General features: G+C 38.6%; 16 protein-coding genes, 1 pseudogene and 1 other annotated feature. Of the genes and pseudogenes, 13 read left to right on the top strand and 4 right to left on the bottom strand.

Annotated features, from left to right (window positions below; genetic code table 11):
* Positions 1–41 precede the first annotated feature (41 nt).
* The 10 genes from RRV45_RS11810 (at position 42) to RRV45_RS11765 (ending at position 8,382) form a co-directional block, all read left to right on the top strand.
* Positions 42–482: a hypothetical protein gene (locus RRV45_RS11810; RefSeq protein ID WP_315664891.1), complete on the top strand. Its 441-nt coding sequence runs from the start codon at positions 42–44 to the stop codon at positions 480–482.
* A 44-nt stretch (positions 483–526) separates the two neighbouring features.
* Complete coding sequence (locus tag RRV45_RS11805) at positions 527–1,588, top strand: LLM class flavin-dependent oxidoreductase (protein WP_315664890.1); 1,062 nt, start codon at positions 527–529, stop codon at positions 1,586–1,588.
* Between the two features lie 174 nt (positions 1,589–1,762).
* Positions 1,763–3,241 carry a protein adenylyltransferase SelO gene (locus RRV45_RS11800; RefSeq protein WP_315664889.1) on the top strand — a complete coding sequence of 493 codons (1,479 nt, stop codon included), beginning with the start codon at positions 1,763–1,765 and terminating at the stop codon, positions 3,239–3,241.
* Positions 3,242–3,364: 123 nt separating this feature from the next.
* Positions 3,365–3,505 (top strand): hypothetical protein, encoded by a 141-nt coding sequence (locus RRV45_RS11795; protein WP_315664888.1) that lies wholly within the window; start codon positions 3,365–3,367, stop codon positions 3,503–3,505.
* Between the two features lie 457 nt (positions 3,506–3,962).
* Complete coding sequence (locus RRV45_RS11790) at positions 3,963–4,637, top strand: peptidylprolyl isomerase (RefSeq protein WP_315664887.1); 675 nt, start codon at positions 3,963–3,965, stop codon at positions 4,635–4,637.
* Between the two features lie 322 nt (positions 4,638–4,959).
* Entirely contained in the window at positions 4,960–5,520 is a 561-nt protein-coding gene (locus RRV45_RS11785) for a methyltransferase domain-containing protein (RefSeq protein WP_315664886.1), read from the top strand.
* Between the two features lie 73 nt (positions 5,521–5,593).
* Complete coding sequence (locus RRV45_RS11780) at positions 5,594–5,977, top strand: hypothetical protein (RefSeq protein ID WP_315664885.1); 384 nt, start codon at positions 5,594–5,596, stop codon at positions 5,975–5,977.
* A 562-nt stretch (positions 5,978–6,539) separates the two neighbouring features.
* Positions 6,540–7,319, top strand: a complete 780-nt coding sequence (fabI, locus tag RRV45_RS11775; protein WP_315664884.1) for an enoyl-ACP reductase FabI — start codon at positions 6,540–6,542, stop codon at positions 7,317–7,319.
* Positions 7,320–7,518: 199 nt separating this feature from the next.
* Entirely contained in the window at positions 7,519–8,145 is a 627-nt protein-coding gene (locus RRV45_RS11770) for a metal-dependent hydrolase (protein WP_315664883.1), read from the top strand.
* A gap of 30 nt (positions 8,146–8,175) precedes the next feature.
* Positions 8,176–8,382 (top strand): helix-hairpin-helix domain-containing protein, encoded by a 207-nt coding sequence (locus RRV45_RS11765; RefSeq protein WP_315664882.1) that lies wholly within the window; start codon positions 8,176–8,178, stop codon positions 8,380–8,382.
* Positions 8,383–8,453: 71 nt separating this feature from the next.
* Here RRV45_RS11765 and RRV45_RS11760 read toward each other — a convergent pair whose 3' ends face one another.
* Positions 8,454–8,663, bottom strand: coding sequence for a hypothetical protein (locus tag RRV45_RS11760; RefSeq protein ID WP_315664881.1), 210 nt, complete (start codon positions 8,661–8,663; stop codon positions 8,454–8,456).
* 211 nt (positions 8,664–8,874) lie between these two features.
* Entirely contained in the window at positions 8,875–9,855 is a 981-nt protein-coding gene (locus tag RRV45_RS11755; RefSeq protein ID WP_315669019.1) for a ring-cleaving dioxygenase, read from the bottom strand.
* Positions 9,856–10,368: 513 nt separating this feature from the next.
* Here RRV45_RS11755 and RRV45_RS11750 point away from each other — a divergent pair.
* Entirely contained in the window at positions 10,369–10,536 is a 168-nt protein-coding gene (locus RRV45_RS11750) for a lipoprotein (protein ID WP_315664880.1), read from the top strand.
* Between the two features lie 18 nt (positions 10,537–10,554).
* Positions 10,555–10,878: pseudogene (locus tag RRV45_RS11745) on the top strand (redoxin domain-containing protein); the annotation flags it as partial.
* Positions 10,879–11,019: 141 nt separating this feature from the next.
* Here RRV45_RS11745 and RRV45_RS11740 read toward each other — a convergent pair.
* Both RRV45_RS11740 and nhaC read right to left on the bottom strand, forming a co-directional pair.
* Positions 11,020–11,886, bottom strand: a complete 867-nt coding sequence (locus tag RRV45_RS11740) for an MBL fold metallo-hydrolase (RefSeq protein ID WP_315664879.1) — start codon at positions 11,884–11,886, stop codon at positions 11,020–11,022.
* Positions 11,883–13,304, bottom strand: a complete 1,422-nt coding sequence (gene nhaC, locus RRV45_RS11735; RefSeq protein ID WP_315664878.1) for a Na+/H+ antiporter NhaC — start codon at positions 13,302–13,304, stop codon at positions 11,883–11,885. Before nhaC ends, RRV45_RS11740 begins: the two co-directional genes overlap by 4 nt.
* Positions 13,305–13,349: 45 nt before the next feature.
* Positions 13,350–13,540: a binding site (T-box leader), on the bottom strand.
* Between the two features lie 195 nt (positions 13,541–13,735).
* Between nhaC and RRV45_RS11730 the strand changes: the two genes are divergently transcribed.
* Positions 13,736–14,902, top strand: a complete 1,167-nt coding sequence (locus tag RRV45_RS11730; RefSeq protein ID WP_315664877.1) for a pyridoxal-phosphate-dependent aminotransferase family protein — start codon at positions 13,736–13,738, stop codon at positions 14,900–14,902.
* The last annotated feature ends 210 nt before the right edge of the window (positions 14,903–15,112 follow it).

Raw genomic sequence — 15,112 nt, 5'->3', positions numbered from 1 at the left:
ATCGGTCTTGTGAGATATTGAAGGAAAGGGAGAATATTAGAGTGAGCGATATAAAGGATGCATTAATTAATAAATTTGAAGAGATATTTGGGTACGCGCCTGGGGATGATTATGCACCGAGAGTTAAGAATGCTCGGGAAATCATTTGTCAAGGTAAGTATAAAAAAGAAGAAATGATTGATATAACAGATACGAGCTTATCCAGCAATGGTAAAGCAGGCTTAGTTTTAACCATCGATTCTGTTTGTGTGAAGGATGCTGCCAACAGCACCTCCAGGTTCATTGCAAAATATGAGGATATCGACTATACATATATGAATGAAGATCGTTTTCTTGGTGTGGATATTACAGCATTAGAACTTAACATGAAATATGACAAGACATATCGAATCAGTATTGATGCAATTAATAAAGATAAATTAATGGAATTTATTGACTATGCAAGCAGCCTGTATCAAGAAGATGAAGAATTAGTGTGGTAATTTGGAGGCCCTGTCTCTAAATCTCGAAACAGGAGGAAATTTAAGTGGAACTAGGTATTAGCACGTTTGTAGAAACAACACCAGATATCAAAACGGGTGAGGTAATCAGCCATGCTGAGCGCATTCGTGAAGTCGTTGAGGAAATTGTATTAGCGGATCAGGTAGGTTTGGATGTATATGGAGTGGGAGAACATCATCGCGAGGATTTTGCTGCGTCTTCCCCAGCTATTATTTTGGCAGCAGCAGCTTCTAGAACGAAAAATATCAGGCTGACAAGTGCGGTCACAGTGCTTTCGTCAGCTGACCCAGTTCGGGTGTTTCAGGATTTTGCAACGGTGGATGCGATTTCAAATGGCCGTGCAGAAATTATGGCTGGCAGAGGATCATTTATCGAATCATTTCCGTTATTCGGCTATGATTTGAAGGATTATGATGAGTTGTTCGAAGAGAAATTGGAGCTATTGCTAAAAATCCGAGCAACTGAAAAGGTGACATGGAAAGGCGGGCATCGGCCAGCTATACATGATCGCGGGGTGTACCCTCGCCCAGTTCAGGATCCATTGCCAGTATGGATTGGAAGCGGCGGAAATTCTGAATCAGTTGTTCGTGCTGGCCTGCTTGGACTCCCTCTTGTCCTTGCGATCATTGGCGGCAGTCCTCTCCATTTTGAGCCGCTTGTACAGCTGTATAAAAAAGCAGCAACTCATGCTGGACATGATTTGTCCAAGCTATCTGTTGCTTCGCATTCGCATGGTTTTATTGCTGAGAGTTCAGAAGACGCAGCCGAAAAATTTTTCCCTTCCACTCAGCAGGTGATGAATAAACTAGGAAGAGAAAGAGGTTGGGCTCCTTATACTCGCTCCAGCTTCGATGCTGCCCGCAGCTTGGAAGGTGCTCTGTATGTCGGTGACCCACAAACCGTTGCTGATAAAATCATCTATCTGAGAAAGAACGTTGGGATTACCCGGTTCATGCTTCATGTCCCATTAGGCACGATGCCTCATGATGAGGTAATGAGAGCCATTGAGCTGCTCGGAAAAGAAGTGGCCCCAATAGTAAGGGAAGAAGTTGAAAGATGGGAAGCGGAAATGGAAGGGCGGAAATAAATTTACATACAATTGAACAATTATATGTAATAAATTTGGAATCTCACTTTAAGTGGGATTTTTTTTATTCTGTAGACACTTAACCGGACCCTATGTGCTAATACAAAAGGTATAATAAACTTATAGAGGCAGAAAATTATATAAGTAGGTAGCAAAAAGAAGGATGGTGATTAAATGTTAAATAAGGAAGAGGGAGCAACAGCGGCTGGCTGGAATTTTGACAATAGTTATGGCCGATTGCCGCAAGCATTTTTTACTAGCATTAAGCCGACACCTGTACGCACACCTAAAATGGTCAAATTTAATGAATCATTGGTGGAGGCACTCGGTTTAAATACTCAGTTACTGAAAAGTGAAGATGGAGTGGCAGTGTTTGCTGGCAACCAGGTTCCTGAACATGCGCATTCGCTAGCCCAAGCCTATGCAGGTCATCAATTTGGCCACTTTACAATGTTAGGGGATGGACGTGCCATTTTGATTGGCGAGCAAATGACGCCACATGGTGAGCGATTTGATGTGCAGCTTAAGGGTTCGGGGAGAACACCATATTCCCGCGGGGGTGATGGCCGAGCGGCATTAGGGCCGATGCTTCGTGAGTATATAATCAGCGAAGCTATGCATGCACTTGGTATACCAACAACCCGAAGTCTAGCAGTTGTGACAACGGGGGAAAAGGTGATTCGTGAAACGGGACTTCCAGGAGCTATTTTAACCCGTATTGCTGCCAGTCATCTGCGCGTTGGAACCTTTCAATTTGCTGCAAACTGGAGACCAGTAGAAGAGTTAAGAATCCTTGCCGATTATACGATAAATCGTCATTATCCAGAAATTGAACAGGATGAAAATAGATATCTTGCATTTCTTCAGCAATTGATTAAGCGACAGGCCGCATTGATTGCTAAATGGCAATCAGTTGGCTTCATACACGGGGTAATGAATACTGACAATATGACCATCAGTGGAGAAACGATTGATTACGGACCTTGCGCCTTTATGGATGTGTATGATCCTGACACAGTATTCAGTTCCATTGACAGACAAGGACGCTATGCCTACCGTAATCAGCCAATTATAGGCGGTTGGAACCTCGCACGTTTTGCGGAAGCTATTCTCCCGCTGCTGCATGATGATGAAGAACAGGCTCTTAAGCTGGCGCAGGATGAGATTTCAAAATATAGTGAAATCTATCAATCAAACTGGCTTGCTGGCATGAGGGCAAAACTTGGATTAACGAATGAAGAACCAGGAGATACATTAATGATAGAAAAACTTTTGAGCATCATGCAGAAGGTTAAAGCGGATTATACGAATACCTTCCGTGCTTTAACAACAGACAAGATGGAGGATACTCCGCTTATCGGCACCCCTGATTATAATCTGTGGCATGAGCTCTGGACGGCGAGATTGACGAGGCAGCAAACATCGAAAGAATCCTCTCAACAGTTGATGCGTGACAGTAATCCTGCTGTCATCCCGCGGAACCACCGGGTGGAGGAAGCGCTTGAGGCTGCAGTAAACAATGGGGATTATAGTGTGATGGAACGATTGCTCCAAGCTCTTTCAAATCCTTTTGCGTATACATCCGAACAGAATGAATATTGCACAACACCTGAACCTTCAAACCTTCCGTACAGAACTTATTGTGGAACTTGATACATTTAGTAAAATATTTTTGATTTGCTAGTAATTGCAAAATCCATCAAATGAGGTTAATTTTTATTAAATCTAGCAAAATAAGAAGGCGTTAATTGAATTTTTTCAAGGGAGGTTTTTTAGGTGGCAAAAAACAAGCAAACACCCTCAAGTCAAGTCGATCAAAAGCAATTACTCGAGGACAAAGTTGAAGCTCTCCGAAAAAATGGATTTAAAGACGATCATGTTCGCCGAGTAACTTCTAATGGTGCACAGGGTCAATAATTACGATAAAAGGCACAACACGGGCTCCATATGATGTTTTTGGATGCCCGTGATGATTTTTGCCTATGTGATAAAACGTGAAACTCGGATGATTGTCTTTTAACGTTAGGATAAAGTGAAGCTTGTAGAAACGTAAATATGTGATAAACATAAAGGTTTTCTTTAGCAGTTGAAAATCAAGGCTCATTTTCTCAAATTCCTTATATTCAATACTGTCTGGGCGATCGGCATACTGATTTTCTTATCTTCTTTCCTATTATGATCTATCTTTATTTTATATTGGTTAAGGTGGAAAGTAGTTAATGAAAGATTAATTAAGGTTACAAAGAAGATACAAATATTTAGTATGGAGAGTAGTTGTTTTTTGTAAGATTGGTCTTCTTAGCATTTAAAATAATGCTATAATAAATCAGTAATAGTTATGCCAATTTCTTCAGCAGGAGGTATATAAAGGGATATGTTTTTAAGTAATAAAGCATTTTATTTTATTTTTGCAATAGTGGTTTCAGCTTTCGTTTTGACAGGCTGTGGCACGCAAGCGGAAAATGAGAAGACAAAAGAAAATACCGCTAAAGAATCTGCAGAAAATACAGATTATCCAGCATCTGTTCAAGAGAAACCAATTGTTACAATAACAATGGAAGATGGAAAAGAGATTGTGATTGAATTGGATCCGGCTGCAGCACCAAATACTGTAGCAAATTTCATTTCATTAATTGAAGATGGATTTTATGATGGACTTATTTTCCATCGGGTTATCCCTGATTTTATGATTCAAGGGGGAGATCCTGAGGGAAATGGCTCTGGTGGCCCCGGATACTCCATTGAAGGTGAATTTACTTCAAACGGATTCGAAAATAACATCACACATGAGCGTGGCGTCATTTCAATGGCACGGACTCCCGACCCGAATTCAGCTGGATCGCAATTTTTTATCATGGTTAAAGAAGCTCCACATCTCGATGGTGAATATGCTGCTTTCGGGAAAGTCATTGAAGGAATGGAAACAGTTGATTCAATCGTGGCCGTTGAAACTGGAGATATGGACAAGCCATTACAAGATCAGAAAATGAAAACGGTGAACGTTGATACTAAAGGCTTTGACTATCCAGAACCAAAAAAAATTCAATAATACATAGCGCCTGACTCATGGTCCGTTAATGAAATAACGCGGCAGGAGTCAGGCTCTTATTATTAATCGCATCTTCTATCCCATAATAATATTATGTAAACTAATGGTGTTTAATATCACTATAGTACTTGATATCTGTCCTTGCTGTTTTAATCTTAAACTGAGACAATCAAAAATAATTAAAAAATTTAGAGAAATGGGAATTAAACAGTCATCTCGAGTCCCTACGTGCCATTGTAAAGGGAATAGAATAGCTGAGATGGAACAAGCACGACCAATAAGCTAAACAAATCACTTAACGGTTTGGAAAGGATATTTTCAAATGAACATTCGAAACAAATGGAACATGAAACATCAGGAACGCATTAAGCAGTTAAGGGCATCTGTAGCCAATCCAAGATTAGAGAAGCTGTCTGATTATCTTCGTGGTGGCACTGCGCTGGATCTTGCCTGTGGTCTTGGGGGAAACAGTTTGTTCCTTGCGGGTCTAAACTATCAAGTTCAAGCTATTGACATTTCAGACGTTGCCATCGAATTTGTTAATGAACAGGCTGCCAAAGATCATCTCAACATCGAAACACGTATTGGTGATCTTACGGAAATGATGGACCGTCAGTGGCTTAAAGAACCATTTGATCTAATTGTTATTACTTATTATCTGGATAGAAAACTGTTTCCGATTGTAAAGAACCTTATAAAAGATAGTGGTTATTTCTTCATGGAAACCTACTTCTACTCACCGCATAGCGAAAATAAGCAGATTTCTGACCAATTTAAACTACAGCCGAACGAGTTATTAAAGGAGTTTAAAGATTGGGGCATTCTTTATTTTGAAGAAAATGAACAAGAGGGGCGGCAAACAATATTTTGTCGGAAAGGGTAATTATTAGCTATACCGACAAATCTCTACAGGATTCTGTTATAATAGGCAGGAATATAAGAAGGAGGTGAAAATCATGGAAAAAACACTTCAATTGATTTTGACTAAACTTGATAATTTGGATCAAAAGGTAACCAATTTAGATCAAAAAGTAAACGCGCTGGATCAAAAAGTAAACGCGCTGGATCAAAAGGTAAACGCCCTGGATCAAAAAGTAAACGCGCTGGATCAGAAGGTAAACGTTCTGGATCAAAAAGTAAACGCCCTGGATCAGAAGGTAAACGTTCTGGATCAAAAAGTAAACGCGCTGGATCAGAAGGTAAACGTTCTGGATCAAAAAGTAAACGCCCTGGATCAAAAGGTAAACGCGCTGGATCAAAAAGTAAACACATTGGATCAAAAGGTAATTTCATTAAGTGAAACAGTAGCAGCAACGAATGTAAAAATTTCAGAAACATAGATGCTCTTGAAAAGAAAGTAGACAAGGTTATTGACGAAGTAAAAGAAATCAAAAATTCAATGGCCACTAAACATGATCTGGAATACTATGATCAAATGATTTCTGAGCACTCCAGGCAAATTTACAAGTTAAAAAATCATTAAAAACTGCAGCAAGAATCCTCGATTACTTCATTAAAGACTATTATTTTTCAAGAATTGTTCAATTTCCTCACTTTAAGAGTACGCACTATTGAAGAAACGCTTTTTAATAAATGTTATTTGGATGTAGGGAAACTCTTTTTATTAAAAATGAGTTTTCCCTTGATGTATCCCAAATTCTCAAACTTGGTAAGGCTCTTGGATAATCTACCTCAAACTACTCTCCAAAAAAATTTCTTATCCGCATTAGGTCAATGTAGCTGCTCAGTAACTTTCAATACTGGGACCTATTCCATTTTCATTGCAACATCTTTATCCTCACATTTAATAACATTGAAATAGAAAGTATTATGGTATAATGAATATTTAAGAGCAAATTCTATGATTTGCTGAAATAAATTTCTTGCGCTTTGGAGGCTAACATGGAAGATTTACTTAAATTAAAAGACAAAAATATTGTTGTTATGGGAGTGGCAAATGAACGGAGCATCGCTTGGGGAGTAGCAAGATCTCTTTATCAAGCAGGAGCGAATGTCATTTTTACATATCGAAAAGAACGTTCTCTTGGAAAACTGACAAAACTTCTAAGTGATAATAACTTAGAAGCGAAATTAATCGTACAATGCGATGTGAACAGTGATGAAAGTATTGCTGAAGCCTTTAATAAAATTGGAGAGGAAGCAGGTACCGTTCATGGAGTGCTCCATTCCGTTGCTTTTGCGCATGCTGAAGACTTAAAGGGTGATTTTATCGATACGACAAGAAGCGGTTATGCTTTTGCCCAAGACACAAGTGCGTACTCGTTAATTGCTGTTGCGAAAGCCGCTAAGCCTCTCATGACTGAAGGAGGCACCATCATTGCGATGTCTTATCTTGGCGCAGAGCGTGTGGTTTCTGGGTATAATGTAATGGCGATTGCAAAAGCTTCCCTTGAAGCATCAGTGAAATATTTAGCTTCTGAATTAGGGAAAGACAATATCCGTGTCAATGCGATTTCAGCTGGTGCCATTCGTACGCTTGCTGCAAAAGGAGTTCCGTCCTTTAACCAAATCCTTCACAAAATTGAAGAGACAGCACCTTTGAAAAGAAATGTTACTCAAGAGGAAGTTGGGGATATGACACTTGCCTTAATGAGCCATCTTTCAAGAGGGGTTACTGGTGAAATTGTTTATGTAGATGCGGGATATAATATTATGGGATAATGCTTTAAATAGAGGGAGATTCTCGTTGGTCAGGATGACAAATTAGAATCTCCTTTTATGTTGGGAAAAATATGAAGAATCTTCCTTGCGATTGATAGAAATTAAGAGTATAATTCATTTTTGGAACATACGTTCTAAAAGTAGTTTCCTTTTTTCATTAATAAATTTAAGCAGGTAAATTAAAGAAACAGGTGAAAAATTGAACGGTACATCACATACAGTCATCGGCGCAGCAACAGGCTTTTTGACAGCTAATTTGCTGCATACAGATCCAACCGGAACCGTCTTATTAATAGGTATAGGGGCAATTTCGGGTTTAATGCCTGATATCGATATTGACGGAAAGTTAAGTAATAAAATCACAATTTCCCATAACATCGTAAGAACAGCAGCTCAATTCATTGCTGTACTGTTGGTTTTGTATAGTTATTTTACAAGTACAGGAATGAACAAATGGATAGGTATTGGAATAGGAATGCTTATTATCATCATATCCTCGTTTATCACACAAAGACGGATGCTGACAATTACAGGAATGGGTGTCCTATTTGGAGGTTTATCACTTCAAGAAAATTGGTTATGGCTGTTAGGCATTTATATTATCGCAGCTTCATTTGTTCCTCATAGAAGCTATACACATTCATTATTAGGTGTTCTCTTTTTTGCATACATATCCGTTCAGTTCGAAATAGCAATTGGGCATGAAGGTGTATTTATTACGTGTCTTATGGGCTATGTAAGTCATATAATTGCCGACATGAAGATACTGCCCTTTAACAAGAGAGGGATTAAATTCTTTTTGCCATTTTCGAAGAAGGAATTTTAACAGTTACACTATAAAAGAGGGGGGCTCAAAATGAATGAAGATAAAATGAAAAGCGACCTTCCCACCGGATTAGCAAAACCAGCAAGACGTGCTCTGGAAGGCGCTGGTTACTTTAGACTTGAGCAATTCAAGAAAGTGAGTGAGGATGAAATATTACAGCTTCATGGAATGGGACCTAAAGCTTTGGAGCAAATTAGACATGCTCTAAAGGAAAAGGAGATGACCTTTCAAAAGTAAATAAATCATCTGAGTCTGCTAGGAGAGCCGATATTCAAAATACCGGCTCCGACTACTCGTATTATTACTAGTTAAACATCCTCAAAGAAATCTCTAAATTCTTTCATATCTGTTGATTTATCATTTACAAAATAGGGATTTTCGACTGTTGAGTCTTTTGGATCCAGATTCGTTTTAATGACCAAAGTGGGACCAGAAGATCGTTGTGGGGCTATTATTCGATCATTAAGACTATCAAAATCTGGCAGTTTTTTGCTTCCTGGCTGGCTTGGCTCTGTCATATCTGCACCTCCTGTATCAATAGGTTGCTTCTGATAGGGAAAATTATAAGTATTAAAAAAGCATATTTAAGGAAGGGGAAGCTATGTATAAAAGAAGTATGCATCCTTTTGAAGATAAAGAAAGGCAATTTATGATAAGTAAGTTATAAAAAGTGATATTGCCTGATTTTCCAAAATGAAAAAATCAGGCAATCTTTTAAAGATTTAAAACTTAATATTCCTTTTCTATTTTCTTCGTACTTCTAATCGTATCAATTGGTCTAACCATTTTTTCAATTTGTTCACGTTTTCCTTCTAAAAACGGTGGTAGGGATAATTTTTCTCCAAGTGTTTCATACGGTTCATCTCCCATAAATCCAGGTCCATCTGTGGCGTACTCGAATAATATTTGGGGTGCTACTCTTGAGTACAAGGACCCAAAAAAGAAACGGTCAATGAAACCAGATGTAGGAATTCTGAAGCTGCGAATTCGTTTATCCCACTCTTCTAGAACAGAGCGGTCTTCAACACGGAATGCGGCATGATGAACGGTGCCAAACCCTTGTTGAGCCTGATGGAGATTAGGATTATCTTCTACGATAACTTGGGCGCCATTTCCACCTTCTCCAACTTCAAATAAATGAAATGATCCTTCCTGAGCGCTTTCTCTGAATAAGAGGACCTTTTCCATCATTTCTTTAAAATGGGGAAAATTTGCGATGCGAACAAAGATTGGACCTAGGCCAGTAATCGCATATTCTAAAGGAATAGGACCATTTTGCCAAGGTGTCCCAGATTCCACCCCATTATTATGTTCATCGGAAATCAATTGATAATGCTGTTCATCAAAATCAATAAAGGATAATGTCCTTTTTCCGAATTGCTCGGTAATCCCTGTATGATTAATTTCTAGACGGTCAAATCTGTTCACCCAATATTCTAATGCTGCGTCACTGGGGACACGAAAGGATGTTTTTGAAATTTCATTTGTTCCGTGTACGCCTTTAGGAATACCAGGAAAGTCAAAGAAAGTCATATCTGTCCCTGCATTTCCAGCGTCATCTGCGAAAAATAAGTGATATGTTTTTATATCATCCTGGTTAACTGTTTTCTTTACTAAGCGCATTCCTAAAACAAAAGTAAAAAAATCATAGATCTTTTCAGCACTGCTTGTTATGGCTGTTACATGATGGATGCCTTTTAGTTCGTTCATCATTCTTCCTCCTATAATACTATTTATTTTCCTATATAAATTACTTTTCCCCTGCGATTCGTACACATGAATTAAATTTTACCTTTAATAAAACTATCTTTAATTCGAGATAATAATATCATGGATAGTAACGACTGACAACTTTTAATTAATAATTTTCCATTTCACAGAACCGTTTAAGGTAAAAATTCGAACTTTATCTAATCATAGTTAATTGTAATTTTATTATGTAAACTAATTATCTCAAATTTTTGCTGATATCTGAAAAAAATTTTGAGGTAAAAATATTAGAAAGCAGCTTCTTGCTTAATTTATACTTGATTATTAAGAATGATTAATTAAGCACTGGGGATAGTTTTTTTATAATACACTTGGATTCTTGTTAGTGGATTCGGATAGATATCTATTATACAATATCTTAAGTAATACGATGCAGGTGAATGCCAAAATGCCAATTTCCTACATCGCCAGGATTAGATGGTTTATTTTTCATGCACCTAGAAAGGAGACATTATGAAATTACGAATGGTTTTATTGACACTAGCAGCAGTGCTTTTTCTTGCTGCATGTGGACAAAAGGGTTTAGAAGATCCAATTACATTATCAGATCAAGATAATAATGAAGTTACATTTCCGTTAGAGAAGCCAGCATTGTTCTTTTTTATTACAACATACACCTGAGGACTTTGTCAGCAGCAACTAGTTGAGTTGCATGGAAATCTTGACATGTTAGATGATATGGATATGGAAATGTTTATTATCAGCCATGATACACCGGAACAGCAAAAGGAATTATACAGCCATCTAAAAGACTATTTTGGTACAAGTTTGCCATTTATTTCTGACCCGAAACTGGAATTGATTGACCGATTCGGAATGAAGAATGGCGATGTTGCTTATCGCGGCTACGGAATTTTGGATCAAAATGGGAAAATCATTTTCAAAAAAGTAAATGATCATTGGGGCGAACAGATAGAACAAACTGTACAAGATATTGAAGAAGAATATAAAAAAATAAAGTAAATACAAAAATATGGCCAGCCTCACGTATTATAAATTCTTGAGGCTGGCCATTTATATGCAGAACTTGGACATTTACTAATGAATGAACTTCTTAGACACTGTTACTGAAAAATGTCAGTGACATAAGGGCTATAAAGAAAATCACAATCTAATTTCCATCCCATCATCAGCGACAAAAAAGCCTCTATCCTCAATTTGGCTTCTAATTTGGCGATCAGCGTCAAGAGCTGGGTTCGAATGATTAAGATGGGTAAAATAAATTTCTTTTTCACCAGCTAAATCTTGAAGCCTATCCATTGTTTCTGTCATAAGAGGGTGGGGGATTTCTCTGAAATCACGGCCAATTTTTTCAAGGTCCTTTGGTGAATGAAAGGTCCCATCAAGCAGGCAGATGTCAACCTCTTGACAAGCCTTGTATATGTCTTTTTCCCATTCATTCCAGCGATCGATATCCGGGATGTACAGTACTTTTTTATTTGGTCCCTTAATCACAAATCCAAAAGTCTCAGAGAATTCATTTCTATGTGGAACCTCGATTGGAATAATCGAAACCTGCTGAGCAATGGGAAGGGGTTGTCCATTCCTAATTTCATGATTCATGATGTTCTTAAGCTTAGTTAATTGACTCCATGGCGCCTGTTCTTTTAGCAGTTGATTCATTTTTTGACCTGCAAATACAGGAACTCCAGCAGCACCAATTGCCTCACGTCCCAAAAATAGTAATCCTGGATAATGACCTAAATGGGCATGTGTTAAAAGGATGCTATCCATAAGCTGGCCCTGCAAGCCGTATTTTAATTGCAGATTTACCATCTGTTCTTTTAAATCAGGTGTCGCATCAATTAAATGCCATTTTCGATCATTCAGAAGAACGATGGCTAATGAGGCGGCAAAGCGGCGAAGCTTTGGATTGTTAATCGCATCAGTACAATTTTTACAATAACAATTCGGATGTGGCAGTCCAGCATCTTGTGCCGTTCCTAATACATGTAAAATCACTTCGCTCATAGTGAAATTTCTCCTTTATCTTTCAATAGCTTAGTATCTTCATGATAATTCTTCTTTGAAATCGTCCAGCCTGTGAAGCCGAATAGGATATTGATAAGCGGGACAAGGAAAACAAAGAAAGCGTAAGGAATAAATTCGCCCGGGGATACGCCAAGGATGCTCATCGCAAATACAGCAGGGACTCCCCATGGTACGAGGTTAATCCCAACCGTTCCAGCTGCTTCTACACATCTTGAAAGGTTTTTCGTATCTATTCCCATTTCCTTATATTTATTTACAAAGGTTCTGGCCGGTAAAATTATGGCCAAAAATTGAGCACCACTTGCAAAGGCTACAACAAAAGTAGAAAGAATCGTTGAACTAATTAAGGTTCCAGCAGATTTGACCTTCGCCATCATTTTTCGTGTTAACACTTCAAAGGATCCTGTTTCTTCTAAAATTCCTCCAAGTGCAGTCGCGATGACTAATAAAGCAATTGTACCAAGCATGGACATCATGCCGCCGCGATTTAACAAAGAATCCAATGCTGCGACTCCAGATTCAGCGGAATATCCGCTTGTCATAACTTGGATAATGGAAGATACGGTTGCCCCTTGGAAGAAGAGGGCAAGCACACCACCTAAAATACTAACTCCCATTAAGGCAGGAATGGCTGGTGTACGCATAATCATTAAGATGATCGTTAGAACTGGCATCATCAATAATAGCGGATGAATTAAAAATACATCATTTAGACCAGTCTTGATCGTATCAATGACACTTGCATCTGCGCCAACACTTATCGCTCCGGAATTACTAACGATCCAATACAAAAGAATAGAAAGAAAAAATGCAGGAAGCGTATCCCAAAGCATGTGCTTAATATGGCTAAATAAATCCGTTTCCGCCATAGCAGGTGCAATATTTGTAGTATCTGAAACGGGAGATAATTTGTCTCCAAAATAGGCACCAGAAATCACTGCTCCAGCAACAAGACCAGGGGAAAATCCAAGTCCTTCCCCAATCACCATAAATGCTAGACCGATAGTTGCAATAGAAGTAAAGGAGCTTCCTAGTGTAACAGAAACAATTCCAGTAACAAGAGCCACAATCGGTACGAACAATTCTGGTTTAATGATTGACAAACCATAGTAGATGATGGTCGGGATAACCCCGCTTGCGATCCATGAACCAACAATCATTCCAATAATGAGCAGAATAAATACAGCTGGTAAAGCTCTCGCAACCCCCTGAACCATCATTTTTTGAATTTCATCCCAGTTCCAGCCACATACCTTTGCTACAATTGCTGCAAGGATGACTCCGATCATTAATGGAATATGCATTCCCGCCTTCCAAAAGAAGATCGATAAAGCAGCAGAAATAATTAGTGCTAGTATGGGGATAACTGACATTCCAATCGTAAGTTCTTTTTTCATATTAATTTCTCCTTCCTTAGATAAAAACAAAAAAGCCCCATCCCAAAAAGGGACGGAAGCTCCGCGGTACCACCCTAGTTAGCAGATTACTCTGCTCTCTTGTTTTGATAACGGCCGAAACCGGAAAAAACAGCTCCCTAACTGTAATTCACTATACACCTTGCCTGATTTTCACCACCATCAGGTCTCTGCTTTTCAAGCTTGTATCAGCTACTTAAATAGTTCAACGCTTTTATGCTTTTATGCTTTTGTGTAATCAAGTATAAAACTATGATATTATTAAAATCATTTATAAGTCAATATTTTTTCTCTTATAATTATAAATAAAAGAGTTAAATCTGAATTATTTAATAATTGAAGGGTTTTTAATATAAGTATAGAAGTAGTAATTGTATGTAGTATAAATATTAGAATCAATTAGGAGGATGATCATGCGAAACAAAGAAATGCTGTTAATTCCGGGTCCGACACCAGTTGTCGATTCTATTTATGATGCACTTGCAGAGGAAACAAGAAGTCATACAGATCCAAGATTTACGGCCATTTATCGGAGTGCAATCAACAAGACTAGGGAAATGCTTAAAACCGATGGAGAAGTGCTCGTGATCGCAGGATCAGGTACAATTGCAATGGAAATGGCACTAGTCAATACAGTGGGAGCTGGTGAAAAGATTCTTGTTATAAGCCAAGGATTTTTTGGTGACCGCTTCATCAAAATAGGGGAAGCCTTTGGGATTGAGGTTGAGGTCATTCAAGCTGAATGGGGAAAACAGGTTAATCCTCAAGATGTAGAAGAAAAACTGAATTCAGGATATTTTAAGGCAGTTACCATTACACATGCGGATACTTCGACAGGGGTAGCAGCTGATTTGGATGTACTTGTACCAATCATTAAAAAGCACGGAGCTCTTATCATCCTTGACGGCGTTTGTGCTACAGCTGCAATGGAAGAGGATATGAGTAAGTCGTATGGGGATGAAGATGCAAAGATTGATGTTATTTTAACAGGTTCCCAAAAAGCAATCGGCGTACCGCCGGGAATCGCAATTGTTGCCTTTAATAAAACGGCATTGGCCGCACGGGAACAAATTAAACGTGTGCCTGCTTATTATTGTGATATTAACAATTGGATACCAATTATGAATGACCCTTCTAAATATTTTGCTACCCCGCCTGTTAATCTAATTTATGCTTATGAAGAAGGGATGAACCTAGTTCTAGCTGAGGGGATGGAAAATCGCTATAAACGTCATAAAGCGTTTGGAAAAGCGGTTCGGGCTGCCCTTGCTGTATATGGCATGAAAGCTTTAGCAGAAGAAGAAGTGGCTGCTGATACATTAAGCTGTATTCTTTATCCAGAGGGCATAGATGATGCTTCATTCCGGGCTGCTTTAGCTGAAAAGGGACTAATCGTAGCAGGAGCACTTGCCCACTTGGCTGGCAAAGCATTCCGAATCGGCCATATGGGGAACACGACTGATCAAATGCTTGAAAAAGCAATCGTCTTAATTGGAGAGACGCTGAAGGAACAAGGATTAGAAGGAGATACAGAAAAGGCAGTAGAGCGTTTTAGAGAGTTTGCTTTACCGGTTGTATAATAAGGAAGGAATTGCAGGTGTGATTAATGCGGTTCCACCTAGAGAAGAATCTTAGCAATAAGAAAGTGCGACAACAGTTATTTTGTCGCACTTTTTTCGTTCAACCAGGATTTTGAAGACAGATGTTAATTTTCTTCTAAGCTTAGCGGACATCAGTTCCTTATCCGTGGCAAAAGGGGTTAATTCCTCATTTTTGTGGACACACGGGTT

It is taken from the genome of Bacillus sp. DTU_2020_1000418_1_SI_GHA_SEK_038 (genome assembly GCF_032341175.1).
Classification (GTDB): Bacteria; Bacillota; Bacilli; order Bacillales; family Cytobacillaceae; genus Cytobacillus.
This window is presented reverse-complemented; position numbering and strand designations above follow the sequence as displayed.